Annotated in this window: 20 protein-coding genes, 1 pseudogene and 1 riboswitch; of the genes and pseudogenes, 7 read left to right on the top strand and 14 right to left on the bottom strand. The window is 67.4% G+C overall.

All coding sequences use genetic code 11. The annotated features are described in order from the left end of the window. Positions 1-212: 212 nt before the first annotated feature. Complete coding sequence (locus N4G47_RS01840) at positions 213-2,729, bottom strand: S9 family peptidase (RefSeq protein ID WP_475284901.1); 2,517 nt, start codon at positions 2,727-2,729, stop codon at positions 213-215. A 120-nt stretch (positions 2,730-2,849) separates the two neighbouring features. Next, a riboswitch (S-adenosyl-L-homocysteine riboswitch) is annotated at positions 2,850-2,933 on the top strand. 36 nt (positions 2,934-2,969) lie between these two features. On the opposite strand from N4G47_RS01840, the gene ahcY reads away from it, so the two are divergent. The 3 genes from ahcY to N4G47_RS01825 all read left to right on the top strand — a co-directional run bounded on the left by ahcY (position 2,970) and on the right by N4G47_RS01825 (position 5,586). Further along, positions 2,970-4,415: an adenosylhomocysteinase gene (gene ahcY / locus N4G47_RS01835; RefSeq protein ID WP_475284899.1), complete on the top strand. Its 1,446-nt coding sequence runs from the start codon at positions 2,970-2,972 to the stop codon at positions 4,413-4,415. 212 nt (positions 4,416-4,627) lie between these two features. Continuing rightward, complete coding sequence (gene ybaK / locus N4G47_RS01830; protein ID WP_475284897.1) at positions 4,628-5,101, top strand: Cys-tRNA(Pro) deacylase; 474 nt, start codon at positions 4,628-4,630, stop codon at positions 5,099-5,101. Beyond that, on the top strand, positions 5,101-5,586 hold the full coding sequence (locus N4G47_RS01825; protein ID WP_475284895.1) for a hypothetical protein: 486 nt from the start codon (positions 5,101-5,103) through the stop codon (positions 5,584-5,586). The genes ybaK and N4G47_RS01825 overlap by 1 nt, the downstream gene beginning before the upstream one ends. Before the next feature lie 68 nt (positions 5,587-5,654). Here N4G47_RS01825 and N4G47_RS01820 read toward each other — a convergent pair whose 3' ends face one another. Both N4G47_RS01820 and N4G47_RS01815 read right to left on the bottom strand, forming a co-directional pair. Then, positions 5,655-6,278, bottom strand: a complete 624-nt coding sequence (locus tag N4G47_RS01820) for a TonB family protein (protein WP_475284893.1) — start codon at positions 6,276-6,278, stop codon at positions 5,655-5,657. Between the two features lie 112 nt (positions 6,279-6,390). Then, complete coding sequence (locus N4G47_RS01815) at positions 6,391-6,948, bottom strand: DUF3228 family protein (RefSeq protein WP_475284891.1); 558 nt, start codon at positions 6,946-6,948, stop codon at positions 6,391-6,393. Positions 6,949-7,084: 136 nt separating this feature from the next. Here N4G47_RS01815 and N4G47_RS01810 point away from each other — a divergent pair, with 136 nt between their 5' ends. From N4G47_RS01810 to N4G47_RS01800, 3 genes are all read left to right on the top strand, one after another. After that, positions 7,085-8,602, top strand: a complete 1,518-nt coding sequence (locus tag N4G47_RS01810) for an amidohydrolase family protein (RefSeq protein ID WP_475284889.1) — start codon at positions 7,085-7,087, stop codon at positions 8,600-8,602. Between the two features lie 110 nt (positions 8,603-8,712). After that, entirely contained in the window at positions 8,713-9,540 is an 828-nt protein-coding gene (gene metF, locus N4G47_RS01805; protein WP_475284887.1) for a methylenetetrahydrofolate reductase [NAD(P)H], read from the top strand. A gap of 40 nt (positions 9,541-9,580) precedes the next feature. After that, entirely contained in the window at positions 9,581-10,165 is a 585-nt protein-coding gene (locus N4G47_RS01800; RefSeq protein ID WP_475284885.1) for a DUF4124 domain-containing protein, read from the top strand. Between the two features lie 19 nt (positions 10,166-10,184). Here the strand turns inward: N4G47_RS01800 and N4G47_RS01795 are convergent, their stop codons facing one another. The 3 genes from N4G47_RS01795 to N4G47_RS01785 all read right to left on the bottom strand — a co-directional run bounded on the left by N4G47_RS01795 (position 10,185) and on the right by N4G47_RS01785 (position 15,160). Beyond that, entirely contained in the window at positions 10,185-11,141 is a 957-nt protein-coding gene (locus tag N4G47_RS01795; protein ID WP_475284883.1) for a Nudix family hydrolase, read from the bottom strand. Between the two features lie 99 nt (positions 11,142-11,240). Continuing rightward, a complete protein-coding gene (gene secA, locus N4G47_RS01790) occupies positions 11,241-13,973 on the bottom strand; it encodes a preprotein translocase subunit SecA (RefSeq protein ID WP_107229862.1) in 2,733 nt (910 codons plus the stop codon). 230 nt (positions 13,974-14,203) lie between these two features. After that, entirely contained in the window at positions 14,204-15,160 is a 957-nt protein-coding gene (locus N4G47_RS01785) for a M23 family metallopeptidase (RefSeq protein ID WP_475284881.1), read from the bottom strand. A gap of 12 nt (positions 15,161-15,172) precedes the next feature. On the opposite strand from N4G47_RS01785, the gene N4G47_RS01780 reads away from it, so the two are divergent. Beyond that, positions 15,173-15,622, top strand: a complete 450-nt coding sequence (locus N4G47_RS01780; RefSeq protein WP_014035989.1) for a DciA family protein — start codon at positions 15,173-15,175, stop codon at positions 15,620-15,622. A gap of 280 nt (positions 15,623-15,902) precedes the next feature. Here the strand turns inward: N4G47_RS01780 and lpxC are convergent, their stop codons facing one another. From lpxC to ftsW, 8 genes and pseudogenes are all read right to left on the bottom strand, one after another. After that, positions 15,903-16,814 carry a UDP-3-O-acyl-N-acetylglucosamine deacetylase gene (gene lpxC / locus N4G47_RS01775; RefSeq protein WP_475284878.1) on the bottom strand — a complete coding sequence of 304 codons (912 nt, stop codon included), beginning with the start codon at positions 16,812-16,814 and terminating at the stop codon, positions 15,903-15,905. Between the two features lie 192 nt (positions 16,815-17,006). Then, positions 17,007-18,242 carry a cell division protein FtsZ gene (gene ftsZ, locus N4G47_RS01770; RefSeq protein ID WP_107229858.1) on the bottom strand — a complete coding sequence of 412 codons (1,236 nt, stop codon included), beginning with the start codon at positions 18,240-18,242 and terminating at the stop codon, positions 17,007-17,009. Positions 18,243-18,404: 162 nt separating this feature from the next. Continuing rightward, positions 18,405-19,640, bottom strand: a complete 1,236-nt coding sequence (gene ftsA / locus N4G47_RS01765; RefSeq protein ID WP_005408083.1) for a cell division protein FtsA — start codon at positions 19,638-19,640, stop codon at positions 18,405-18,407. Positions 19,641-19,708: 68 nt separating this feature from the next. Next, positions 19,709-20,386: pseudogene (locus N4G47_RS01760) on the bottom strand (cell division protein FtsQ/DivIB); the annotation flags it as partial. After that, positions 20,383-21,345, bottom strand: coding sequence for a D-alanine--D-alanine ligase (locus N4G47_RS01755; protein ID WP_475284876.1), 963 nt, complete (start codon positions 21,343-21,345; stop codon positions 20,383-20,385). The gene N4G47_RS01755 and the pseudogene N4G47_RS01760, both read right to left, overlap by 4 nt. Continuing rightward, positions 21,342-22,778, bottom strand: coding sequence for a UDP-N-acetylmuramate--L-alanine ligase (gene murC, locus N4G47_RS01750; RefSeq protein WP_475284874.1), 1,437 nt, complete (start codon positions 22,776-22,778; stop codon positions 21,342-21,344). The genes N4G47_RS01755 and murC overlap by 4 nt, the downstream gene beginning before the upstream one ends. Before the next feature lie 40 nt (positions 22,779-22,818). Beyond that, on the bottom strand, positions 22,819-23,904 hold the full coding sequence (murG, locus tag N4G47_RS01745; protein ID WP_107229854.1) for an undecaprenyldiphospho-muramoylpentapeptide beta-N-acetylglucosaminyltransferase: 1,086 nt from the start codon (positions 23,902-23,904) through the stop codon (positions 22,819-22,821). Further along, complete coding sequence (ftsW, locus tag N4G47_RS01740; protein WP_475284872.1) at positions 23,901-25,223, bottom strand: putative lipid II flippase FtsW; 1,323 nt, start codon at positions 25,221-25,223, stop codon at positions 23,901-23,903. The genes murG and ftsW overlap by 4 nt, the downstream gene beginning before the upstream one ends.

The raw sequence follows: 25,223 nt of genomic DNA, 5'->3' as shown, positions 1-25,223 counted from the left end.
CAACGGATCCTGAGCCCAAGCCTATCCCAGATCGGGCGTCGTGCTGCGATGCAAAAATGGTTTCATCTGCACGTATCACGGCGGACGCAGCCGAGCATGGGCTCGGCTCTACAAGCGTCATGGCGCGGGATACCGTGTAGCGCCCGAGCCCATGCCCGGGCGGCGGCGCAGCCGCACAGGCGGCCCCGTTGCAGGGGCCGCCGTCATGCGCGTCAGCGCTTCTTCTTCACCTTGCCCTGCCCGGCCGGGCCGATGGTCTGCTCCAGCCAGCGCTCGCTTTCGGCCAGCATGGTCATGATCGATTCGCGTGCACGGTAGGCGTGCGATTCGTTGGGCAGCATCACCAGCCGCGCGGTGCCGCCCAGGCCCTTTACCGCAGCGAACATGCGCTCGCTCTGGATCGGGAACGTGCCGGAGTTGTTGTCGTCCACGCCATGGATGAACAGGATCGGATCCTTGATCTTGTCGGCGTAGTTGAACGGCGCCATCTTCTGGTACACGTCCTGCGCCTGCCAGTAATTGCGTTCCTCGGCCTGGAAGCCGAACGGGGTAAGCGTGCGGTTGTAGGCGCCGCTGCGCGCGATGCCGGCCTTGAACAGGCGCGTATGCGCCAGCAGGTTGGCGGTCATGAACGCACCGTAGGAATGGCCACCGATGGCGATGTGGTCGCGATCGGTCACGCCACGCCGCACCACTTCATCCACCGCCGCCTGTGCATTGGCCACCAGCTGTTCGATGTAGGTGTCGTTGGGCTCCTTGTCGCCCTCGCCGATGATCGGCATCGACGGGCTGGCCAGCACCACGTAGCCCTTGGCCAGGAACGCCTGCGGGCCCCAGTAGCTGACCGCATTGAAGCGGTACGGCGAATCGGTCACCTGGCTGGCCGCCGCCGCGCTCTTGAACTCGCCCGGGTAGGCCCACATCAGCAGCGGACGCGGACCATCGCGCTTCGGGTCGTAGCCCGGCGGCAGCAGCAGGGTTGCGGTCAGATCGACGCCGTCCTTGCGCTTGTAGCGGATCTGCTCCTTCTGCACGCCCTTCAGCTGCGGCAGCGGGTGGGCGAAGTGGGTCAGCGCGCGCGGTGCGGCACCGGCATCGGCCAGCGACTGCACGTAGAAGTTGGCCGGCTCATCCGGGCTCTCACGGCTCAGCAGCAGCGAGCTGCCCTGGTCGTCCAGCAGCGCCACCGGCGCGGCGTAGCTGGGCGCCTGCGAGTGGAACAGGCGGGTGGCCTTGCCACTGGCGATGTCGAAGCGGTCCACGAACGGGCGGTCGCCCTCCGGCGACGCACCGGCACCGGCCAGGTACAGGCTGCTGCCATCCGGGCTGGTCTGCAGCAGCGAGCGCCCGCGGTCGTCGCTGGACAACAGCGGCCGACCCGGATCGGAATAGCGGTCCTGCGCATCCCGGTCCCACAGCAGGCGCGGTTCGGCGCTGGCGTTGTCCGGGGCGATCAGCCAGGTCCTGGTCTTGCGCGTCTTCCACCACGACTCGGTCAGCAGGGCCAGGTCGCCACGGCCCCAGTTGATGCCCACCAGACGGCTGCCGAGCTGGGCCAGGGTCACCGGCGGCGTGTCGAACGGCGCGGCCTGCATCAGCACCGCATCGCGCACCTTGGCCTCCCGGTTCGGATCACCACCATCCTGTGCCTCGGCCCAGACCAGGGTGGCATCGGCATCACCCCGCCAGCTGATATCGCGCACGCCGGTCACTTCAGCGTCGTTGCCGGTCGGCAGGCCTTCCACCAGCGGCCGCACCGCCACGGTGTGCACCAGTTTGCCGCTGGTACGGTCGATCACTTCGATGCGGCGCGGGAAACTGCTCACCGGCACCACGTAGGAATACGGGCGCTGCACCGGCTGGCGCAGCACGAAGCGGCCATCGGGCGACACCGCAAAGCCCATGAAGATGCCCGGCGCGCCGATTGCGCGGGTGCTGCCATCCAGGCCGACTTCCATCGGCTGGGTGGTGGCGTAGTAATCGAACTGGCGCGCGTCGGCCTCGTTCTTCAGCAGGTCCTGGTAGGTGCGGATCGACACCACGCCGCCGCCCTGGCTGGTCTGCTGCACCGCAGGTCCGGTCGGGATGCCATCGGCGGCCGGTGCGGCCCCGAGGTTGGCCGGGCGGGTGAACACCACCAGCCCACGGCTGTCCGGCAGCCACTGGTAACCGCTGCCGATCACCGTGTTCAGGCCCGCCACCAGGCGCCGGGCGCTGCCGCCGGCCACATCCACCAGCCACAGCTCGTTGGCGCCACTGGCCGCGTCGAGCTGGTTGAAGGCCAGCCACTTCTGGTCCGGCGACCACATCAGGCTGGCGATCGACAGCGTGGCCGGCAGGCCGCTGATCTGCCGCTCCTTGCCATCGGCCACGTTCATCAGCCACAGCTTCTCGCCGAAGCTGAAGCGGCTGTCGGAGAACGTGCGCGGGTTGATGCGCAGGCCGGCCAGCTTCAGCTCCGGCTGCGCCACCACCTGGATCGACGGCAGCGACGGCATCTGCATCAGCGCGGCCACGTCGCGGCGCGGCGACAGGAACAGCGAGGGCGCGCGCGGGGCGTCGACCACCGCCTGCAGCGCGGCCGAAGGCAGCTCGTAGCCGTTGACGCCCTGCGCCTGCGTCGTGGCGGCCTGCGGTGCCGCCGCCCAGGCCAGCGGGGCCACGGCCAGCAGTCCCATCGACAGGACCAGGCCGGTCCAGCGCCGCGTACGGCGCGCGTGCATGCTCATCGTTCCACCTGTGTGATGCGTGAAAACACCGACCTTAACAGGCCGTGCACGCCGGCCCACCTGCCGATGGTTGGGTCATCCCGATCTCATGCCGGGGCCGCGATATAATGGGGGTTCTCCCCTGCCGAGGGGCGCTGCGACCGGATCCCACGAGGCCCGGCCAGGCTCGGTAAGGTGGCTTTGTAACAACGGCGCCCGGCTAGATGCGAGCACCCGCTCGCCCACAACCGGAGCTACTGCATGAACGCTGTTGCCAAGACCTTCTCCACCGAAGGCGACTACAAGATCCGCGATATCACCCTGGCCGACTGGGGCCGCAAGGAACTGGACATCGCCGAGCATGAAATGCCGGGCCTGATGTCGATCCGCCGCAAGTACCAGGCCGAGCTGCCGCTGAAGGGCGTGCGCGTGACCGGCTCGCTGCACATGACCATCCAGACCGCGGTGCTGATCGAGACCCTGAAGGACATCGGCGCCGACGTGCGCTGGGCCTCGTGCAACATCTTCTCGACCCAGGACCACGCCGCTGCGGCCATCGCCGCCACCGGCACCCCGGTGTTCGCCTGGAAGGGCGAGACCCTGGAAGAGTACTGGGACTGCACCCTGGACGCGCTGACCTTCACCCTGGCCGACGGCACCCTGACCGGCCCGGAGCTGGTGGTGGACGACGGCGGTGACGTGACCCTGCTGATCCACAAGGGCTACGAGCTGGAAAACGGCAGCGACTGGGTCAACACCGCCTCGTCCTCGCACGAAGAACAGGTCATCAAGAACCTGCTCAAGCGCGTGGCCAAGGAACGTCCGGGTTACTGGGGCCGCGTGGTGAAGGACTGGAAGGGCGTCTCCGAAGAGACCACCACCGGCGTGCACCGCCTGTACCAGCTGGCCCAGGCCGGCACCCTGCTGATCCCGGCGATCAACGTCAACGACTCGGTCACCAAGAGCAAGTTCGACAACCTGTACGGCTGCCGCGAGTCGCTGGCCGATGGCCTGAAGCGCGCGATGGACGTGATGCTGGCCGGCAAGGTGGCCGTGGTCTGCGGTTACGGCGACGTCGGCAAGGGCTGCGCCGCCTCGCTGCGTGCCTACGGTGCACGCGTGATCGTCACCGAGATCGACCCGATCTGCGCCCTGCAGGCGGCGATGGAAGGCTATGAAGTCAACACCATCGAATCGACCCTGGGCCGTGCCGACCTGTACGTCACCACCACCGGCAACAAGGACATCATCCGCATCGAACACCTGAGCGCGATGAAGGACCAGGCCATCGTCTGCAACATCGGCCACTTCGACAACGAGATCCAGGTCGATGCGCTGGTCGCGTTCCCGGGCGTGAAGCACGTGAACATCAAGCCGCAGGTGGACAAGTACATCTTCCCGAACGGCAACGCGATCTTCCTGCTGGCCGAAGGCCGCCTGGTCAACCTGGGCTGCGCCACCGGCCACCCGAGCTTCGTGATGTCGAACTCGTTCGCCAACCAGACCCTGGCCCAGATCGACCTGTGGGCGAACAAGGACAGCTACGAGAAGAAGGTTTACCTGCTGCCGAAGAAGCTGGACGAAGAAGTGGCGCGCCTGCACCTGGAGAAGATCGGCGTGAAGCTGACCACCCTGAGCCAGGAACAGGCCGACTACATCGGCGTGCCGGTGGAAGGCCCGTTCAAGCCGGACCACTACCGCTACTGATGCCGCGCGCGGTGCCGGCCAGCGGCCGGCACTACCTGCGTGCGCGGGGTCGGATCCCTTTCCGCAGGAAAGGGCGCTGGCCCCAGCAACGGTTCGGACAGAACGGGCGCCTTCGGGCGCCCGTTCTGCGTTTACGTGTGGCCGTACATCACGCATCCACCCGCAATAGCCTCGGTCAAGGCAACACATTCCGCACGCGCTACGATGCGCCCATGACCCCGGCCATCAACCTGCTCAAGCGCGAGAAGATCGCCCACACCGTGCGCAGCTACGTGCACGACACACACGCCGAATCCTATGGCGGCGAAGCTGTCGACAAGCTCGGCCTGGACCCGGCCCAGGTGTTCAAGACGCTGCTGGCCAGCACTGAAACCCACGAACTGCTGGTGGCGATCGTGCCGGTCGCCGGTCAACTCGACCTGAAGGCGCTGGCCGCAGCCGCCGGCTGCAGGAAGTGCGAGATGGCCGCCGCCGATGCCGCGCAGCGCGCGACCGGTTACCTGGTCGGTGGCATCAGCCCGCTCGGGCAGAAGAAGCGCCTGCGCACGTTCCTGGATGCCAGCGCACAGGCGCTGTCCAGCCTGCATGTCAGCGCCGGTCGTCGTGGCCTGGAAGTGGAGCTCGCCCCGGCCGACCTGCTGCGGCTGACCGCCGGCCACTACGCCGCCATCGGCAAGGCACGCTGATGCGCTGGCCGTGGTCTGCAGCGCCGTCGCCCCGGCTTGAGGACGCTCAGGCCGATGTCCTGCTGCAGGACCTGCTGTCACGCGATGGCAAGCGCATCACCGACGCTGCACGCACGGTCGCACGGCTGTTCACCACGTCCTCGCTGGATGCATTGGCCGCGCATGCAGACCTGGTCGAACAGCGCTGCCAGGGCATCGCGCTCGGCGGCATGTTGATCAGCAACCAGGCCCACCTCAAGGCCGCGCTGCAACGATTGCGCTACTGGCTGGCGCGCGAGGGTTGCCTGTGCGCGCTCAACCCCACCTACCCGTTCTTCGATCCGCGTCGTCTGATCGAACAAGGGCAGATGCAGCTGCTTTCGTTGCAGGAGGCCGAGGATGGCTGGGGAGATTGTCACACGGTCGCCTGTGCACACTGTGGCCAGCGCTGGCAGGCAATCGACCGCGAATACCATTATCCGTGGTGGGAATGGAAAACCGCCTGACCGGATGCATCCACGCATGGGGTGGCTCTACTGCAGCCAGGTAGATCCACGCCATGCGTGGATGCCGATCATTCCACAAATTCATACCGCATCGGTACGCGCACGATGGTCAGCGCCGGCGCCGGGCTTCCGGTATCGCCACGCACGAATCGCCAACCGCGCAGCTCTTCCACCGCCGCCTCGTCCAGCACCGCATGGCCACTGGAGGTCTCCACGACCACCGCAGCCACCGCGCCGTGCACATCGACCAGCACCTTGAGCAGACTGCGCCCGGAAAGCCCCTGCTCCATGGCTTCGCGCGGATAGCGCGGCAGCTTGCCACGCGGCTGCATCCAGGGCACACCTTCGCCGGCGAACAGGTCCTGGCTGCTGCGCGCGGCACATCGCTTCGGCGTGCGCAGCAGCAGTGATGGCCGCAGGCTGTCTACCGTCACCTCCGCAGGTGCGGCGCAAGCATGCTGCACCAGCACCTCCAGCATCTGTCGCTGCCGAAGCAACGCCTTGCCGTCGCTCGCCGTCACCTCTACCACGCAGCGACCGTCCCGGGGCTGCATCGACAATGCAGTCACGCTTGCATCGCGAAGTCCGGGAACCGTGGCCAGTGGCGCACACGCGGTGTCAGCAGCGGGCTTCGCCGCCAACACCGTGGCCGCGGGCAACAGGCCTGCCAGCACCACCGGAATCATCCTCATCCAGATATCCATGCTCCATCCCTGGTCGGTTTGCCTGGCCCCGATCATAGCGGGCGCATGGGGTCGGATGATCGGGTCAGAGTCCCGCAGTACGGGGGCCGACCCGGGCCACCTACGGCCGCCAGTTGGCGTTGCTCTCCCAGAACGCCACCGCACGCTGGTACGCCTCGCGGTCCAGCGGCACGCCGGAACCGCCCTCCTCCACGCCCAGCGCATTGCGCATCATCGTGATCGGCGCCATCGGCACCTCTTCCGGCTCGGCGGTGTAGATGCAGCCGACGATGCCCCAGTCGGCCTCGATCGGTGAACCTTCCTTGGCCAGCTGTTCGGCGCTGTACAGGATCACCACCAGGTAGTTCGCACGCGGCGATTCCACGCCTTCGAACCAGCGCACCAGCACCGGCAGCTCGTCACGATTGCGCGCCTCGTAGCCACTGCGCAGCTGGTGGCGGTTGGCCTCGGTGATCGGCACGGTCAGGCAGCGCGTGCTGGTCCAGTTCTCATAGACGAACAGCTTGCAGAACGGCGCGTAGCCATCGAGCACCTTCAGCGGCGCATGCGCGTTGAGGTGGGCTTCGAACTGCTCGGCAGTGCAGTCCTGGATGGTGTTGCCGCGCGGTACACGCGGGAACAGGCGGGGGCGGGCGAAGTCGGTGAGGACGATGGACATGGCATGGCGCAATCAGGAATTCCGTTGCACAGGGTACCTGCCCACGCGGCATGGAGGGCGGGATGCCGATGGTCACTGGCATAGGCACCCGTGTTGCCGCACCCTGCGGGCGACCCCATGCAAGGATCGCCGGCTCATGGATGCAGCACGCGCGTCACCCCGCTCCGTCCGCCGTCGCCGCTGGCCGCGCGTGCTGGCCGTGCTTCTGCTGGCACCGCCCCTGCTGTTCACCGCCGCCCTGCTCTGGCCACTGTCGGCACCACCGCTGCCCGACCCCGGCAACAGCCATGTGATCGTCAACGCACGCGTGCTGGACATCGCCCGCGGCCAGGCCAGCGAACCCACCACGGTGACCGTGCGCGACGGCACCATCACCGCCATCGGTGAAGACCCGCGCGAGACCATGTTGCCGGTTCTCGATGCCGATGGCCGCTGGCTGCTGCCCGGCTTCTGGGACATGCACACCCACGCACTGCAGCTGTCACCGCAGTTGCAGTTCCCACTGATGCTGGCCAACGGCATCACCGGTACCCGCGACATGATGGACTGCCCGCAGGCCACCGATCCGCTGATCGCCTGCGTGGCCGACAAGCGTCGCTGGACCGCACAGGCCATCGCCGGGCAACAGGTCGCACCGCGCTTCGTGCAGATCGCCAGCTTCTATTTTGAAGACCCGGCGCTGACGCCGGATGCAGCGGCGGCACGTGCACACTTGTACCGCGCACGCGGCGTCGATGCGTTCAAGGTCTACAACCGCCTTCGCGCCGAGACCTACCAGCGGCTGGCCAGCGAAGCGCGGCAGCTGCATCGGCCCCTGGTTGGCCACCTGCCCAGGGCGGTCCCGCTGGACGCCGCATTGCATGCCGGCCAGCGCAGCTTCGAGCACGCCCATCTGTTCGTGCGCCATTGCGTGGACAACGCTGCCGCCTGGCGCGAGGGCACGCTCGACGACGAGAACCCGACCGCGCTCGCCGAAGCCATGGTGAGTGGTTACCGGCCGGCGCTCTGCAACGAAGCGTTCGGCCTGATGCAGGCCAGCGGTGCGGCGTTCGTACCGACCCATGTCATCCGCGAAGAGGATGCACGTGCGCGCGATCCGGCGTTCATCGACAACCCGCGCCTGGCCTATCTGGATCCGCTCTCACGCTGGGCGTGGCGCGACGATCTGAACGCCACCGTGGCGCGCTATCCGGGCCCGCGCGGCGAACAGGCGCTGAAGGCGTACTTCGCCCATGGCCTGGCGCTCACCGGCACCGCGCATCGGGCCGGCGTGACCGTACTGGTCGGCACCGATACCGGGCTGGGTGGACTGCGCTACCACGACGAACTGCAGTGGTTGCGGCAGGCCGGGCTGAGCCAGGCTGACGTGCTGCAAGCGGCCACGCTGCAGGCCGCGCGCCATCTGCAACTGCAGGCATCACATGGCAGCGTCGAGGTCGGCCGGGCCGCCGACCTGGTGCTGCTCGATGGCGATCCGCTGCGGGACACCGGCAACACCCGCCGCATCCACGCTGTGCTGCTGGCCGGCCACCTGTACGACCGCCCGCGCCTGGACGCACTGCGGGCGTATGCCCATGCGCAGGCACGCTCGCCGGCGGTGATGGCGCGCCTGCTCTGGGGCTTCATCACCAGCCCGGTCAGCGCCGAGCTGTAGCCGCCTTTCCCGTGTGAACGCCCGGCAGCGGCCGCGCCCTCACATCTTCGTTGCACATCCATCTTGATGAAGCGATATACTGATACACATCCGCCGCCGCCGCCCGCGCCATGACCGCCATCAGTTTCGAGTTCTATCCGCCCAAGACCGATGAACAGCGCAGCCAGCTCGACCGTGCCGCGACCCGGCTGAAGGACTACGCCCCCGACTACGTGTCGTGCACCTTCGGCGCCGGTGGTTCGACCCTGAGCTACACCTCCGAGACCGTGCGCCACCTCAACCAGCACCACGGTTTCGATGCCGCACCGCACCTGTCCTGCGTCGGCGGCACCCGCCAGGAAATCCGCGAACTGCTCAAGCTGTACCGCGCCATCGGCTGCCGGCGCCTGGTCGCGCTGCGCGGCGACCTGCCCTCGGGCATGGGCTTTCCCGGTGACATGCGTTATGCCGCCGAGCTGATCGCCTTCATCCGCGCCGAGCACGGCGACGCCTTCCACATCGAAGTGGGTGCGTATCCGGAGACGCACCCGCAGGCGAGCGATGCGCTGGCCGACCTGAAGCACTTCAAGGCCAAGATCGATGCCGGCGCCGACGCGGCGATCACCCAGTATTTCTTCAATCCGGATGCCTACTTCCATTTCGTCGATGAGGTGCGCCGGCTCGGCGTGCAGGTACCGATCACGCCGGGCATCATGCCGATCGCCAACTTCAGCCAGCTGCGCCGCTTCTCCGAGCAGTGCGGGGCGGAGATCCCGCGCTGGATCGGCCGCAAGATGCAGGCCTACGGCGATGACGCCGAATCGGTGCGCGCCTTCGGCACCGAGGTGGTGGCCCGTCTGTGCCAGCGCCTGATCGAAGGCGGCGCACCTGGCCTGCACTTCTACACCCTGAACCTGGCCAAGCCGACCACGTCAGTGCTGAAACTGCTGCAGGGCTGAAAGCACGCCGCGCAGCCACGATCGGCGCTACCCTGCGTCGATGATCCGGATGTCCTTCCCGCTGGTGCTGGTGCTGCTGTCGTCGATGGCCCCTGTCGCCCATGCGCAGTCCTCGCGCCTGAACCGCTGCACCGATGCGCAGGGGCAGAGCGTCTACACCGACCGGCCCTGTGACAGCGTGGGTGCACGGTCACGGCTGCCGCCACCGGCACCCAGCGGCAACACCGCCCCGCCCGACACCCTGGGTGCGCGCTGCCCACGGCGCCTGAGCGAGCTGGTGGAGGCACTGCGCACCGGTATCGTCAGCAACGATGTGAATCGGCTGTCCTCGCTGTACCTGTGGGGCGCGGTGTCGGACGCGGGTGCGCAGCGCATCCTGGGCCAGTTGGAATCGCTGGCGCGGCGGCCGCTGGTGGACGTGGTACCGGTGTATCCGCGGCAGGATCAGGACGTCCTGCGGGACGAGGCTCAGAGCCCTGCTGCGCAGGGATCCGACCCTGAGCCGCCAGCCGTGCGCCATCCGGTCGGCCTGCGCCTGGAGCAGACGCTGCCGGGCAGCGTGGCGCGTGCGTCCACCGTGCTGGGCCTGCGGCGGCAATACGGGTGTTTCTGGATCACGTTGTGATCCGACTCCGCGTGCGGCGTTACGCCGGCCACAGCCCGCGGATGGCAGCGATGCCCTGCCCGCCATGGCGGCGCGCTTCGGTGATGTGGCCACTGCCCAGGCCACCCAGCGCGTAGATCGGCAGTGACACCTGCGCACGCAGCTCGGCGAACGCATCCCACCCCAGCGGCACGGCCTCGGGATGACTGGCGGTGGCCTGCACCGGGCCGAGCACCGCGAAGTCACAGCCCAGCTGCTGTGCCGCCTGCAGCTGCTGCAGGTCGTGGCAGGATGCCGCCACCAGCTGCCCTTCCGGCAATGGGCGCTGCGGCAGCGCCAGCAGCTGTTCACTGCCCAGATGCACCCCCACCCCCAGCGCACGCGCCAGTTCGATATCGCGGTTGAGCAACCACTGCACGCCGCTGCGCCGATGCGTGCGCAGTGCCTGTTCGAGCATCGCCTGCCGCTGTGGATGGTCCGGCGGCAGGCGCAGCTGGATGCGCTGCTGGCCCGACGCCACCACGTGCTGCAGTTGATCGTGCCAGCGCTGCACGCCATCGGCCGCGTCCGCCGGCGCCGGAGTGATCAGGTAACGGTCGGGCTGGCGCAGCGCGGCGACCACCGGCAGGTCGGCCGGCGGCATCGAATAGCGGCCCAGCTTGTCCTGCGCCACCCAGGTGATCGCCTGCCCTTCGCGGCCGCGGGGCGTGCCCTTCCAGCTGCGCACGTGGCGCACTTCCAGGGTCAGGTGCTTGTCCGGGTAGCGCTGCGGCACATCCATCAGCCACTCGCCGACATCGGCCTCGATGCCCAGTTCCTCGCGCAGTTCGCGCACCAGTGCCTGTTCGGAGGTTTCGCCAGGCTCGCGCTTGCCGCCGGGAAACTCCCACAGCCCAGCCATGTCGCGGTTGCCGGTACGGCGGTTGAGCAGCACACGGCCACGGGCGTCGGTGATGACGGCGGCCACGACGTGGATCGATCGGGTGGGAGAAGGCATGGGGGAGCATGCCCAGAACAGGGCGACCGGCGCAATCGCATCGGAAGGCCGCATCGTCCTGCACAAGAAAAGGCCCCGCTTTCGCGGGGCCTTCCGGGGTCAGCTCAGCTGGCCGTGGCAGTGCTTGTACTTCTTGCCACTGCCGCACGGGCACGGGTCGTTGCGGCCGATCTTGGGCTCGTCGCGCTGCATCTGCGCCACACCCTGCTGCGCGGCCTGCACCTGCGCGGCTTCCTCGTCGGCGCTGTAGCCACCGGCATCCTGGTGCTGGAACTGCGACTGGCTCAGGCGTGCTTCGACCTGCTGGCGCTCGGCCGCTTCCAGCGCCTGCACTTCCTCGTCGCTGCGGATACGCACGCGGGCCAGCAGGGTCACCACTTCGCGCTTGACGTTCTCCAGCATGTCCGAGAACAGCTCGAAGGCTTCCTTCTTGTACTCCTGCTTCGGCTGCTTCTGTGCGTAGCCGCGCAGGTAGATGCCCTGGCGCAGGTAATCCATGCGGGCCAGGTGCTCCTTCCAGCTCTGGTCCAGCACGGTCAGCATCACGTGCTTTTCCAGCGCGCGCATGGTCTCTTCGCCCAGCCCGGCTTCCTTCTCGGCGAAGTGCTGGTTGACGCGCTCCTGCACCTTCACCGCGATGGCTTCGGCGTCCAGCTCCTCGTGCGACTTGACCAGATCGGTCAGCGACATCTGCAGGCCGAAGTCCGACTCCAGGGTCGCTTCCAGGCCGCGCAGGTCCCACTGCTCGTCGATCGAATTGGGCGGCACGAAGCGGGCCACGATGTCGAAGATCACGTCGTCGCGGATGCCATCGACGTTGTCCTTCACCGATTCGGCGTCCAGCAGTTCGTCACGCTGGGCGTAGATCACCTTGCGCTGGTCGTTGTTGACGTCGTCGAAGTCCAGCAGGTTCTTGCGGATGTCGAAGTTGTGCGCTTCCACCTTGCGCTGCGCCTTTTCGATCTGGCGGCTGACCAGGCGGTCCTCGATGACGTCGTCTTCCTTCATGCCCATCATGCGCATGGCCTTCTGCACCCAGTCGGAGGCGAAGATGCGCATCAGGTTGTCTTCCAGCGACAGGTAGAAACGGGACGAACCCGGGTCACCCTGGCGGCCGGAACGGCCACGCAGCTGGTTGTCGATACGGCGCGATTCGTGGCGTTCGGTACCGACGATGTGCAGGCCGCCGGCGGCCTTCACCGCGTCATGGCGCTTCTGCCATTCGGCCTTGATCGCCGCCTTCTGCTCGTCGGTCGCGCCTTCGCCCAGCTCGTGGATTTCCGCTTCCAGCGAACCACCCAGCACGATGTCGGTACCACGGCCGGCCATGTTGGTGGCGATGGTCACCGCCGCCGGACGGCCGGCGTTGGCCACGATGGTCGCTTCGCGGTCATGCTGCTTGGCGTTGAGCACTTCGTGCTTCACACCGGCCTTGCGCAGGTGCTCGGACAGCATTTCCGAGGTTTCGATCGAGGTGGTACCCACCAGCACCGGCTGGCCGCGCTTGGCGCACTCTTCGATGTCGGCCAGCACCGCATTGAACTTGCCCTTGCGGTTGAGGAACACCTGGTCCGGGCTGTCCTTGCGGATGGTCGGGCGGTTGGTCGGGATCACCACCACTTCCAGGCCGTAGATGCTCTGGAATTCGAACGCTTCGGTATCGGCCGTACCGGTCATGCCGGACAGCTTCTTGTACATGCGGAACAGGTTCTGGAAGGTGATGCTGGCCAGCGTCTGGTTCTCGCGCTGCACCGGCACGCCTTCCTTCGCTTCCACCGCCTGGTGCAGGCCGTCGGACCAGCGACGGCCGGACAGGGTGCGGCCGGTGAACTCATCGACGATGACCACTTCGCCGTCGCGCACGATGTAGTCCACATCACGCTGGTAGATGGCGTGCGCGCGCAGTGCGGCATTCAGGTGGTGGACCACGGTCAGGTTCTGTGCCGCGTACAGGCCCTCGGTCTCACCGTTCAGAATGCCGGCCTCGACCAGCAGGCGCTCGGCGTGCTCCATGCCCGCTTCGGACAGGTGCACCTGCTTGCCCTTCTCGTCGACCCAGAAGTCGCCCTCGCCGTCTTCGGCTTCCTGCTTGACCAGGTTCGGCACGACACGGTTGACGCGGATGTACAGCTCCGGGGAATCGTCGGCCGGGCCGGAGATGATCAGCGGGGTACGCGCTTCGTCGATCAGGATGGAGTCGACTTCGTCGACGATGGCGTAGTGCAGGCCGCGCTGGTAGCGGTCGGCCTTGGACAGCGCCATGTTGTCGCGCAGGTAGTCGAAACCGAATTCGTTGTTGGTGCCGTAGGTGATGTCGGCGGCGTAGGCTTCGCGCTTGTCGCTGTGCGGCATGCCCGGGTAGACCACGCCCACGCTCAGGCCCAGCCAGTTGTACAGCTTGCCCATCTGCGCGGCGTCGCGGCGGGCCAGGTAGTCGTTGACGGTGACCACGTGCACGCCCTGGCCTTCCAGCGCGTTCAGGTACACCGGCAGGGTCGCCACCAGGGTCTTGCCTTCACCGGTGCGCATTTCTGCGATCTTGCCCAGGTGAAGCACCATGCCGCCGATCAGCTGCACGTCGTAGTGGCGCATGCCCAGCACGCGGCGGCCGGCTTCGCGGCAGACCGCGAAGGCTTCGGGCAGCACCTTGTCCAGGGCTTCACCGCCAGCGATGCGCTGCTTGAACTCCGGCGTCTTGGCCTGAAGCTGCTCGTCGGAAAGCTTCTCGATCTCCGGCTCCAGCGCATTGATCTTGGCGACGATGCGGTTGAGCTGGCGCAGCTGTCGTTCGTTACGACTGCCAAATACGCGGGTAAGCAGGCTGTTGATCATTGAAGGAACCGGGTTGGATGGACACAGCGGCCCGGCCTCCCCTTGGGATCCGTCCGCCGCAAACGAAACAGGGCGCCTGGCGCCCTGTCGATGGCAACACCCATTGTAGCTTGGGACGGGCGGCTGAGGTTTCAACCCCGCTTTGGGTAGTGCCGGCCGCTGGCCGGCAACCTGCTTCGGTCCCCTCAAGGGTTTGCCGGCCAGCGGCCGGCACTACCCCAGGCAAGGGATCAGCCGCGGCTGATGCGCCCGACCGGCGTGTTGCCACCGTCGCCGAGGAACTTGCGCGGATTGACCACGTTGCCGTTTTCCCACACCTCGAAGTGCACGTGGGCGCCGGTCGAACGGCCGGTGGAACCGGCCTTGGCCACTTCCTGGCCAGCACGGACCAGATCGCCGACCTTCACCACCAAGCGCGAATTGTGCGCGTAGCGGGTGACATAGCCATTGCCGTGGTCGACGTCGACCACGTTGCCGTAGCCGCCCTTCACGCCGGCGAAGCTGACCACGCCCTCGGCCACCGCCATCACCGGGTCACCGACCCTGGCGTGGAAGTCCATGCCCTTGTGGGTGGCGGCACCGCGGCCGAACGGGTCGGCACGGGTGCCGAAACCGGAGGTCACATAGCTGTTGCGGATCGGCATGCGCGAGGGCACGGCGTTCTGCTGCAGCTGGTGGTCGAACATCAGCGATTCCATCACCGACAGCTGGCGGCCTGAAGCAGCGAAGCGCTGCTCCAGCACCTGTAAGTCGGCGTTGACGTCCTTCACCGGGATGTCGGCGGTCGGGCCGCCGGCATCGCCGTCACCGAGGCCGGGGGTCTCGTTGAAGTCGAATTCGCCGTCTTCCAGCTTGCCCATCTGGGTCAGCCGTTCGCCCAGGGCGTTGAGGCGGGTGGCCTGGGCCTGCAGCTCGCCGAGGCGGGCCGCCAATGCGTTGACCTGGGTCTGCGCATCGCGCTTGACCTTGGCCAGCTCCGCGTCCTGGCGCTCGACCTTGGCCTGCAGGCGCGAATCATTCAGCGCGCTGGCGCCAATGCCGCCGGCAAGGCCGATAATGCAGCCTACCCCGAGCACGGTGCCCAGCAGGGCGCGGGGGCGGTCCTCGAAATAGAACCGCAAACGCGTGATCGGCGACGCCTTGGCCTGTCCTTCACGCGTTTTGATTACGATCTTTTTGAATGCCATCAGTGAGTTTTCATGTCTGAGCCGAAATCCAGCGTTCGCCCCGCGTCAGTGCCGAAACCGGCGCTGGATGCGGTGATGGCGGACAAAAGCGGGAACCCGCTGCGGCGTGCCTTGTGGCTCGACGCGCTGGACCGTCAGTTGCGCCCCCAGTTGCCGCCACCTCTGCGCAGCCGTTGCCGGCTGGCCAATGTGGACGGGGAACACCTCGTTTTTCTCGTCGAATCCCCGGTCTGGCATGCCAAGTTGCGGCTTGCCGAGGCCCAGTTGCTCGACGCGGCCCGTTCCATCGGGCTGAAGGCCACCAGGGTGACCATCAAGACTGCGTCCACCACTCCCTCACGCTCCCCAGCGATCGACAACCGGAATGGCCCCCACGCAGTTTCAGCCGCCACGCACAAAGGGCTACGCGACGCCTTGGCTTGCCTGCAGGACATTCCTTCGAAGCCGAAGAAGCGATCCTGAGGGCAACGGAGCATCCGGCTCCGCTCCCCGTCGCACGTGTCACCACGGCGTGAAACATTTCGGGGGCCGGGTCGCATCCTATCTGCCATCCGGGGCCCTGTCGTTAGATTGTTGTTAAAACAACGTTAAATTCAGGCTTCCGATCCAACAGGTTCACAAAATCGTGACCTCGAACCCGGCTTGACGATCGCCAAGCACGCTGAATGCGGCAACGGCCCCGGAAACGACAACGCCGCCCTGTCAGGCGGCGTTTTTCTTTTAATTCAATTATTTACGCAGATCAGGCGTAGGCCGGGGTGGCGTACTCAACCGGATCCGGCGTGGCCGGCGACTCGAAGGTGACCCATTCCCAGGCCGTAGCGTCGGCCATCAGCGCCCGCACCAGCTTGTTGTTGAGCGCATGGCCCGACTTGAAGCCTTCATAGGCGCCCAGCACCTGGCCACCGGCCAGATAGAGGTCACCGATCGCGTCGAGGATCTTGTGGCGCACGAATTCGTCGGCGTAGCGCAGGCCGTCTTCGTTCAGCACGCGGAACTCGTCCAGCACGATCGCGTTGTCCATCGAACCGCCCAGGCCCAGGTTGCGCTCGCGCATGTACTCCAGGTCGCGCATGAAACCGAAGGTGCGCGCGCGGGAGATTTCCTTGGTGTAGGCCAGCGTGGAGAACTCGATTTCCTGGCGCGACTGCTTGGCCGGGATCATCGGGTGGTCGAACTGGATGGTGAAGCCCAGCTTGTAGCCCTCGTACGGGGTGAAGCGGGCCACCTTGTCGCCCTCGGTCACTTCCACGGTCTTCAGCACGCGGATGAAGCGCTTGGGCGCATCCTGTTCCACGATGCCCGCCGACTGCAGCAGGAACACGAACGGGCCGGACGAACCGTCCATGATCGGCAGCTCGGCCGAGGACAGTTCGACGATGATGTTGTCCACACCCAGGCCGGCCAGCGCCGACATCAGGTGTTCGACGGTCTGGATCTTGGCGTCGTTGCAGGTCAGGCCGGTGCACAGGGTCACTTCGGTGACCAGCTCGGCCTTGGCCGGCACTTCCACCACCGGGTCCAGATCGACGCGGCGGAACACGATGCCATGGTTGACCGGTGCCGGGCGCAGGGTCATGTAGACCTTGTCGCCGCTGTGCAGGCCAACGCCGGTGGCGCGGATCGTGTTCTTGAGGGTGCGTTGCTGGATCATGGGGGATGGCCGGAAGTGACACATTAGATTAACACGCGCGGTCCCCTACCCTGGCTGAAAGGCAGGCAGGACACACCGGCGCGCCGATGGGACGCGCGTGAAGCAGGGCGGCCGGGCCCATCCTGGCCCGGCGCCCGCGTTTTCAGGACATGGTGGCGCAACCCGGGGAGGACAAGCCCCGGGCGACTCCGCTCAGTCCGCCTGGCGGCGCAGGAACGCCGGGATGTCCAGGTAGTCGTTGGGCAGCTCCGCTGCGGCCGGGGCCGAGGAGGCCGGCGCCGAGGGGGTCGAAGCGGCCGCGGTATCGCTGCTGGCACGGCGCAGGCCCAGGCCCATGCCGCCCACCGCCTTGGACACGGCGTCGCCGCCGTTGTCGAAGTCGCCGAACTCCGGCTGGCCGGTGGTGGCGTTGCGGACCAGCTTGATCGGCGCGCGCTCGCCCGGACGCTGGGTCTTGCTGGCCGAGACGCGGTTCAGGCCGGTGGCGACCACGGTCACGCGCACTTCGTCCTGCATGTCCGGATCCAGCACGGTGCCAACCACCACGGTGGCGTCTTCGGAAGCGAAGCCATCGATGGTGCGGCCGATCTCGTCGAACTCGGCCATGGTGAAGTCGGCGCCGGCGGTGATGTTGACCAGGATGCCGTTGGCACCGGCCAGGTTCACATCATCCAGCAGCGGGTTCTGGATCGCGGCTTCGGCGGCGGCCTGGGCGCGGTCATCGCCACGGGCGGTGCCGGTACCCATCATCGCCAGGCCCATTTCGGACATGACGGTGCGCACGTCGGCGAAGTCGACGTTGATCAGGCCCGGACGCACGATCAGGTCGGCGATGCCCTGCACGGCGCCCTGCAGCACGTCGTTGGCGGCACGGAAGGCCTGGATCATGGTCGCGTTGCGGCCCAGCACGGTGATCAGCTTCTCGTTCGGGATGGTGATCAGCGAGTCGCAGTGCTGGCTCAGCTCCTCGATGCCCTTCAGCGCCACCTGCATGCGGCGACGGCCTTCGAACGGGAACGGCTTGGTGACCACGGCCACGGTCAGGATGCCCATTTCCTTGGCCAGCTGGGCCACCACCGGTGCCGCGCCGGTGCCGGTGCCGCCGCCCATGCCGGCGGTGATGAACACCATGTCCGCGCCCTGCAGCGCGTCCATGATGCGCTCACGGTCTTCCAGCGCGGCCTGGCGGCCGACTTCCGGGTTCGCGCCTGCGCCCAGGCCCTTGGTCACGTTGGTACCCAGCTGCAGCTGCAGCTTGGCACCGCAATTCTTGATGGCCTGCGAGTCGGTGTTGGCGGTGATGAATTCCACGCCATCCACCGCCGAGTTGACCATGTGCGCCACGGCATTGCCGCCGCCGCCGCCCACGCCAACCACCTTGATCACCGCATTGGGTGCCATCTTTTCGATCAGTTCAAAATGCGCCATGTCCGTGTCCTCGTTGTATCCGCTTTGGCTGGCATGGGCATTCAGGCGTCCTGCCGTCCTGCTGCATGCCGACGTTGCGGCTGTGTGGGTTGTGTGTTGCCGGTGTTGCGTCGTGTTGCCGGTGTTGCTGCCGGGGGTCACCCGGGTGGTGCCGGTGCCGCGTCAGAACTCGCCGCGGAACCAGGTCTTCAATTTCTTGAACATGCTGCCGGCGCGCCCGGTGGGCAGCGACGGGCGACGCGGGTGCTCGATCTGGCTGCCCATCAGCAGCAGGCCCACGCCGGTGGCGTGCACCGGGTTGCCGACCACTTCGCCCAGGCCGGTCACGTGCTGCGGGATGCCCACGCGCACCGGCATCTGCAGCATTTCCTCGGCCAGCTCGACCACGCCTTCCATCTTCGAAGCGCCGCCGGTCAGCACCATGCCGGCGCGCACCAGTTCCTCGAAACCGGAGCGGCGCAGTTCGGCCTGCACCATTTCGAAGATCTCCTCGTAACGGCCCTGCACCGCCTGCGCCAGCGAATGGCGCGGCATGCGGCGCGGCGGGCGGTCACCCACCGACGGCACCTGGATGCTCTCCTCGGCCGTGGCCAGCTGGGCCAGCGCGCAGGCGTAGCGCACCTTGATCTGCTCGGCTTCCGGCGTGGGCGTGCGCAGCATGTGCGCGATGTCGTTGGTCACGTGGTCGCCGGCGATCGGCAGCGAGGCGGTGTGGCAGATCGCGCCCTGCACGAACACCGCGATGTCGGTGGTGCCGGCGCCCATGTCGACCAGCACCACGCCCAGTTCGCGCTCGTCGGCGGTCAGCACGGCCACGCTGGACGCCAGCGAGGACAGCACCAGGTCGTCCACCTGCAGGCCGCAGCGCTGCACGCACTTGCTGATGTTGGCGGCGGCCGACTGCGCGCACACCACCAGGTGCGCGTGCACTTCCAGGCGCACGCCGGTCATGCCGACCGGGTTGCGGATGCCTTCCTGCGAATCGTCCAGCACGTACTCGCGCGGAATGGCGTGCAGGATCTTCTGGTCGGCCGGAATCGCCACCGCCTTGGCCGCGTCCAGCACGCGATCCAGGTCGCCCCAGGTCACTTCGCCGTCGCGGATCGGCACGATGCCGGGCGAGTTCTTGCACTGCACGTGGTTGCCGGAGATCGAGGCGTACACCGAGCGGATCTCGCAGCCGGCCATCAGCTCGGCTTCTTCCACCGCGCGCTGGATCGACTGCACGGTCGATTCGATATCCACCACCACACCGCGCTTCAGGCCGCGCGATTCGTGCGAGCCGATGCCGATCACTTCGATCGGGTTGCCCGGCGAATACTCGCCCACCAGCGCCACCACCTTGGAGGTGCCGATGTCCAGGCCAACGATCAGCGATTTGTCACCCTTGCGATTCATGTCCTTTCCTGCGTCCTGCTGGCCGGGGTCGCCGGCGTTTTCGCCGGCGTGGCCGGGGTACCCCAGCTCAGCGTGAAACCATTGGTGTAACGGAGGTCGGCGCGCTCGATCGGCGCGTCCTGGCGGTTGAGCTGCGGCAGCACCTTGACGAAGCGCTGCAGGCGCGAGCGCGCGTCGTCACGGCCGACCACCACCTCGGTGCCGTTGCTCAGCACCAGCGACCAGCTGCCGCGCGCGTCCATCGTGACCCGCCGCACGTCCACACCGGCCGGTGCGAACAATGCACGCGAGTCGCTGTACAGCTTCATCACTTCTTCGGTCTGGCTGTCCGGGCCGTCCAGCTCGGGCAGTGCCAGGTCGGACAACTTCTTCGGCGTGGGGAACAGCTTGCCCTGCTCGGAGACCAGGCGATCGTTGCCCCAGCGCGCGAACGGCTTGTGCTCGACCAGGGTCACTTCCAGCACGTCCGGCCACTGCTTGCGCACCCGCGCACTCTCCACCCACGGCAGGTTTTCCAGCGCATCCTGGGCATCCTGCAGCTTGACCGCGAAGAAGCCGGCGCGCGCGTACGGCAGCAGCACCTGCTGCAGCTGCTCGGCCGGTACCCGCTTGAACTCGCCATGCACGCGCAGCTTCGCCAGCGGCCAGCGCTCGGCGCCGACCCAGCCATTGACCACGGCCACCACCGGCAGTGCAACCACCGACAGCGCCAACAGCCAGACGAAGATGCGCAGCAGCGCGTTCATGCGTGCCTGGCCTCCAGGGTCTGCTCCAGCACGCGCCACACCAGTTCCTCGAAACCGATGCCGGCCTGGCGTGCGGCCTTGGGCACCAGCGAATGGCTGGTCATGCCCGGCGCGGTGTTCACTTCCAGCAGGAAGAAACGGCCGCTGCTGCGGTCGCGCATCACGTCCACGCGGCCCCAGCCACGGCAGCCGGCAGCGCGGAACGCGGCCAGCGCGATGCGCCGGATTTCTTCTTCGGCGTCACCGTCCAGGCCCGGGCACAGGTACTGGGTGTCTTCGGCGATGTACTTGGCGTTGTAGTCGTACCACTGGCCCTTGGGCACGATGCGGATCGACGGCAGCGCGACATCGCCGAGAATGGCCACGGTCAGTTCGTCGCCGACCACCATCTGCTCCATCAGCAGCTGGCCGTCGTAGCGCGCGGCCAGCGCCACCGCCTCATCCAGGCCGGCCTCGTCGGTGACCCGGCTGATGCCCACGCTGGAACCTTCATTGGCCGGCTTCACCACCACCGGCAGGCCCAGTTCGGCAGCCAGCGCATGCACGTTGGAGGCATCGACCTTCCGGTACTGCGGGGTCGGCAGGCCCAGCGACAGCCACACCTGCTTGGTGCGGATCTTGTCCATGCTCAGCGCCGAGCCCAGCACGTCCGAACCGGTGTACGGCACGCCGAAGGCGTCCATCAGGCCCTGCACGATGCCATCCTCACCGCCACCGTTGTGGCCGTGCAGGATGTTGAACACGCGGTCGATGCCACCGGCGGCCAGCGCCTTGGCCAGCGCCGGGATGCCATCCACCGCGAACGCATCGATGCCGCGCGACTGCAGGGCTTCGAGCACGTTGCGGCCCGAATCCAGCGACACCTCGCGTTCGCTCGAGCTGCCGCCGAGCAGCACGGCGACGCGGCCGAACACGGCCGGGTCGGTCACGCGCAGCGGCGGGAAGGTCAGCGTGCTCACGCCTCGCCCTCCGCCTTGAAGCCTTCCACCGCGATCTGGGTGGCCACGGCACCGATGTCGCCGGCGCCCATCATCAGCAGCAGGTCGCCGTCCTGCAGCACGTCCGGCAGCACGCTGGCCAGTTCGGCGGCCTTGCCCACCACCACCGGCTCGCTGCGGCCGCGCGCACGGATGGCGCGCGCCAGCGCATGCGAATCGGCACCGGCGATCGGTTCCTCGCCGGCCGGGTAGACCTCGCTCAGCACCAGCGCATCGACGCTGGACAGCACGGCGGCGAACTTGTCGAACTGGTCACGCGTACGGCTGTAACGGTGCGGCTGGAAGGCCACCACCAGGCGCTTGTCGGCCCAGCCACCGCGGGCGGCGGCGAACACCGCTTCCAGCTCGCTGGGGTGATGGCCGTAGTCGTCGATGATGCGCACCTTGGCACCACTGGCGGTGGTCACTTCGCCCAGATCGTTGAAGCGACGGCCAACGCCGGCGAAGCTTTCCAGCGCACGCGCAATGGCGTCGGGGGCCACGCCCAGCTGCCAGCCCACGGCCGCAGCGGCCAGTGCGTTCAGCACGTTGTGCTTGCCCGGCAGCGCCAGTACCACTTCCTGGCTGGTGCCCTGCGGCAGGCGCAGGGTGAAGCGCATGCGCGAACCTTCCTGCACCACATTCTCGGCGCGCACGTCGGCCTGCGGGCTCATGCCGTAGCTCATCACGTGGCGCGGGGTCTTGGCGGCCAGCGCAGCCACTTCCGGGTCATCGATGCACAGCACGGCCAGGCCGTAGAACGGCAGGCGCTGCAGGAACTCGGCGAACGCCGCCTGCACGCGGGCGAAATCGTTGCCGTAGTTTTCCAGGTGGTCGGCATCAATGTTGGTGATGATCGACATCAGCGGGTTCAGGCGCAGGAAGCTGCCATCGCTTTCGTCGGCCTCGGCCACCAGCCACTGGCCACCGCCCAGCTTGGCGTTTGCACCGGCGGCCAGCAGCTGGCCACCGATCACGAAGGTCGGGTCCAGGCCGCCTTCGCTCAGCACCGCCGCAGTCAGGCTGGTGGTGGTGGTCTTGCCGTGCGTACCGGCCACCGCGATGCCGCGGCGGAAGCGCATCAGTTCGGCCAGCATGGCCGCACGCGGCATGATCGGAATGCGCTGGCTGCGCGCTTCCATCAGTTCCGGGTTGTCTTCGCGGATGGCGCTGGACACCACCACGCAGTCGGTGCCCAACACGTTGGCCGCCGAATGGCCGCGCATGATCCGCGCGCCGAGGCTGGCTAGGCGGCGGGTGGCGCCGTTGTCAGCATTGTCCGAGCCGGACACTTCATAGCCCAGCGTCAGCATCACTTCGGCGATACCGCTCATGCCGGTGCCGCCGATACCGACGAAGTGCACGCGCGGGAACGCGCGCACCAGGTCGTTGGTGTCGTGCAGGCGACGGATCATGCGCGGCCTCGCGCAGGGCAGGCGCGGTGGCATGCCTTCTTCATACAGCTTCCTCAAGAATGATATCGGCGATGCGCTCGGCGGCATCGACCTTGGCCAGGGCACGCGCGGCTTGCGCCATCTGCATGCGGCGGGCGGGATTTTCGGACAGATCGCGCAGCAGTGCGGCAATGCCGTCGGCCAGCGTTCCGTCCTGCTTCAGCAACACCGCCGCATCGCGCTCGACCAGGTACTCCGCATTGCGGGTCTGGTGATCGTCGACGGCAGCGGGGAATGGCACCAGCACGCTGCCGACACCGACCGCGCACAGCTCGGCCAGGGTCGACGCGCCGGCACGGCATACCACCAGGTCGGCCCAGGCGAAGGCCTCGGCCATGTTGGCGATGAACGGCGTGATTTCAGCCTGCACGCCGGCCTTGGCATAGGCCTCGACCGCTTCGGCATGCAGTTTCTCGCCACTCTGGTGGCGCACCTGCACCGGCACGTCCGCGCCCAGCGCCGCGATGGCCTGCGGCACGCCGGTGTTGAGCGCACGCGCGCCCTGGCTGCCACCGACCACCAGCACGCGCAGCGGGCCGTGGCGGTCGGCAAAGCGCTGCTCGGGCGGTGCGATGGCGGCGATTTCCGCACGCACCGGGTTGCCGACGAACTCCTCGCCCTTGGCGAAGGTGCCCGGGAAACCGGTCAGCAGGCGGCGCGCGTAGCGCGACAGGATGCGGTTGGTCAGGCCCGGCGCGCGGTTCTGCTCATGCACGATCAGCGGCAGGCCATGCAGGCGCGTGGCCATGCCACCGGGGCCGGAGGCAAAGCCGCCGAAGGCCACCACCGCGCGCGGCTGACGCTTGCGGATGATCATGCCGGCCGCACGCAGCGCGCGCATCAGTCGCCACGGTGCACCCAGCAGCGCCAGCTTGCCCTTGCCGCGCAGGCCGGTAATGGCCAGCGTGTCGATGGCGATGTCGTGCTGCGGCACCAGGCGGGTTTCCATCGCGCCCTCGGCGCCCATCCAGGTGACCGGCACGCCGCGCTCGCGCAGCACGCGGGCCACGGCCAGGCCGGGGAAGATGTGGCCGCCGGTACCACCGGCCAGGATCATCACCGGGCGGGCGTTGGAGGCGCTGCTCATGACAGCCTCCCGAACGTCGGTTCGATGCGCGACTGCAGGCGGCTGGTGCCACGCGCGGCATTCGGCGCAGTGGTGGCCGCCGGCTCGGCGCTCATCGGTACGCTGGCCGCCGCAGGTGCAGCAGGTTCGTCCATCGGCTCGGCAACGGCGTCTTCGGTGCCACCGCCGATACGCACGGCCTGGCGGCGCTCGGCGCGCTTGAGTTCATAGGACACGCGCAGCAGCAGGCCCATCGCCACGCAGGTCATCAGCACCGACGAACCGCCGGAGGAGATCAGCGGCAGGGTCAGGCCCTTGGTCGGCAGGATGCCCAGGTTCACGCCGATCGAAACGAAGGTCTGCATGCTGATCCACAGGCCGATGCCGAAGGCGATGTAGCCGGAGAAGTGGCGCTTCATTTCCACGCAGCGCATGCCCAGCCAGAAGGTGCGGCCCACCAGCAGCGCGTACAGGGCCACGATCACGCAGGTGCCCAGGAAGCCGAATTCCTCGGCGGTAACCGAGAAGATGAAGTCGGTGTGCGCTTCGGGCAGGTAGTACAGCTTCTGCACCGAGTTGCCCAGGCCGACGCCGGTCCACTCGCCACGGCCCACTGCCATCAGCGCGTTGGACAGCTGGTAGCCGTCGCCCTGCTGGTCGGCCCATGGGTCCAGGAACGAGGTGATGCGGCGCATGCGGTACGGCTCGATGATCGCCAGTGCGCTCATGCCGACCAGGCCGATGATCACCGGCATCGACATGCGCGGCATGTTCACCCCGCCCAGCACCAGCATGCCGGCGGTGATCGCCAGCAGCAGGGTCGAAGAACCGAAGTCCGGCTGCAGCAGCAGCAGCACCACCAGCGCGCCGGCTACGCCCAGCGGCTTGAGCATGGCCGGCCAGGTCGCGTTCACTTCATCGCGGAAGCGCACCAGGTAGCTGGACAGCCACACGATGTAGAGCACTTTCACCGCTTCCACGGTCTGGAACTTGGAGATGCCCAGGTTGATCCAGCGGCGCGCGCCGTTGACGGTGCTGCCCAGGCCCGGCGCGAACACCGCCAGCAGCAGCACGAAGCAACCCAGCAGCAGCATCTGGTTGTACTGCTCGATGGACTTCAGCTCGGTACGCGCGGCCACCACCGCCAGCACGATGCCGACCGCCAGGAAGATGAGGTGGCGGTTGAGGTAGTAGAACGGGCTGCTCATCAAGGCGATCGAGCTGGACGCCACCATCACCACGCCGACACCGGTGAGCGCGATGATCGCGCCCAGCAGCCACTTGTCGTAGCTGCCTTCGATGGCTTCAAGGCGTGTTGCCTGGCGGGACAGGTCGTTCAT

It is taken from the genome of Stenotrophomonas sp. GSD10, from assembly GCF_056172695.1.
The sequence above is the reverse complement of the archived record's forward strand: the minus strand, read 5'-3'. Positions and strand labels throughout refer to the sequence as shown.

What these genes read in the sequence shown, in the direction of transcription:
- N4G47_RS01840 (WP_475284901.1), bottom strand. Translation starts at nt 2,729, where the DNA reads ATGAGCATGCACGCGCGCCGTACGCGGCGCTGGACCGGCCTGGTCCTG.
- ahcY (WP_475284899.1), top strand. Translation starts at nt 2,970, where the DNA reads ATGAACGCTGTTGCCAAGACCTTCTCCACCGAAGGCGACTACAAGATC.
- ybaK (WP_475284897.1), top strand. Translation starts at nt 4,628, where the DNA reads ATGACCCCGGCCATCAACCTGCTCAAGCGCGAGAAGATCGCCCACACC.
- N4G47_RS01825 (WP_475284895.1), top strand. Translation starts at nt 5,101, where the DNA reads ATGCGCTGGCCGTGGTCTGCAGCGCCGTCGCCCCGGCTTGAGGACGCT.
- N4G47_RS01820 (WP_475284893.1), bottom strand. Translation starts at nt 6,278, where the DNA reads ATGAGGATGATTCCGGTGGTGCTGGCAGGCCTGTTGCCCGCGGCCACG.
- N4G47_RS01815 (WP_475284891.1), bottom strand. Translation starts at nt 6,948, where the DNA reads ATGTCCATCGTCCTCACCGACTTCGCCCGCCCCCGCCTGTTCCCGCGT.
- N4G47_RS01810 (WP_475284889.1), top strand. Translation starts at nt 7,085, where the DNA reads ATGGATGCAGCACGCGCGTCACCCCGCTCCGTCCGCCGTCGCCGCTGG.
- metF (WP_475284887.1), top strand. Translation starts at nt 8,713, where the DNA reads ATGACCGCCATCAGTTTCGAGTTCTATCCGCCCAAGACCGATGAACAG.
- N4G47_RS01800 (WP_475284885.1), top strand. Translation starts at nt 9,581, where the DNA reads ATGATCCGGATGTCCTTCCCGCTGGTGCTGGTGCTGCTGTCGTCGATG.
- N4G47_RS01795 (WP_475284883.1), bottom strand. Translation starts at nt 11,141, where the DNA reads ATGCCTTCTCCCACCCGATCGATCCACGTCGTGGCCGCCGTCATCACC.
- secA (WP_107229862.1), bottom strand. Translation starts at nt 13,973, where the DNA reads ATGATCAACAGCCTGCTTACCCGCGTATTTGGCAGTCGTAACGAACGA.
- N4G47_RS01785 (WP_475284881.1), bottom strand. Translation starts at nt 15,160, where the DNA reads ATGGCATTCAAAAAGATCGTAATCAAAACGCGTGAAGGACAGGCCAAG.
- N4G47_RS01780 (WP_014035989.1), top strand. Translation starts at nt 15,173, where the DNA reads ATGTCTGAGCCGAAATCCAGCGTTCGCCCCGCGTCAGTGCCGAAACCG.
- lpxC (WP_475284878.1), bottom strand. Translation starts at nt 16,814, where the DNA reads ATGATCCAGCAACGCACCCTCAAGAACACGATCCGCGCCACCGGCGTT.
- ftsZ (WP_107229858.1), bottom strand. Translation starts at nt 18,242, where the DNA reads ATGGCGCATTTTGAACTGATCGAAAAGATGGCACCCAATGCGGTGATC.
- ftsA (WP_005408083.1), bottom strand. Translation starts at nt 19,640, where the DNA reads ATGAATCGCAAGGGTGACAAATCGCTGATCGTTGGCCTGGACATCGGC.
- murC (WP_475284874.1), bottom strand. Translation starts at nt 22,778, where the DNA reads ATGATCCGTCGCCTGCACGACACCAACGACCTGGTGCGCGCGTTCCCG.
- murG (WP_107229854.1), bottom strand. Translation starts at nt 23,904, where the DNA reads ATGAGCAGCGCCTCCAACGCCCGCCCGGTGATGATCCTGGCCGGTGGT.
- ftsW (WP_475284872.1), bottom strand. Translation starts at nt 25,223, where the DNA reads ATGAACGACCTGTCCCGCCAGGCAACACGCCTTGAAGCCATCGAAGGC.